Below are 216 nucleotides of genomic sequence, written 5' to 3' on the forward strand. Positions count from 1 at the left end.
GTGTAGCTCTGGCTGCCAACGCTGACCTTGGTGCCAGCCGTCACGGCACCGGCAGTGCCCGTGTACTGCACGGCCACCGACGTGGCCTTGAGGTTGCCCAGGCCGTCGACGGTGGCCGTCAGCGTGCCGTTGGCCAGCTCGAACGCCGTGGTGCCCGCGACACCCGAGCGCAAGCCGAAGCTGGCGTTGCTCAAGCGCAGCGAGGCGGACGTGCCT

The 216-nt window shown here is 69.9% G+C and carries 1 protein-coding gene; it reads right to left on the minus strand.

Going from position 1 to position 216, the window contains the following annotated elements; genetic code table 11:
- The coding region (locus SM757_RS35450; protein WP_322468934.1) for a hypothetical protein at positions 1-216 on the minus strand (216 nt) is incomplete at both ends.

Source organism: Azohydromonas lata (assembly GCF_034427735.1).
GTDB lineage: Bacteria > Pseudomonadota > Gammaproteobacteria > Burkholderiales > Burkholderiaceae_C > Azohydromonas > Azohydromonas lata.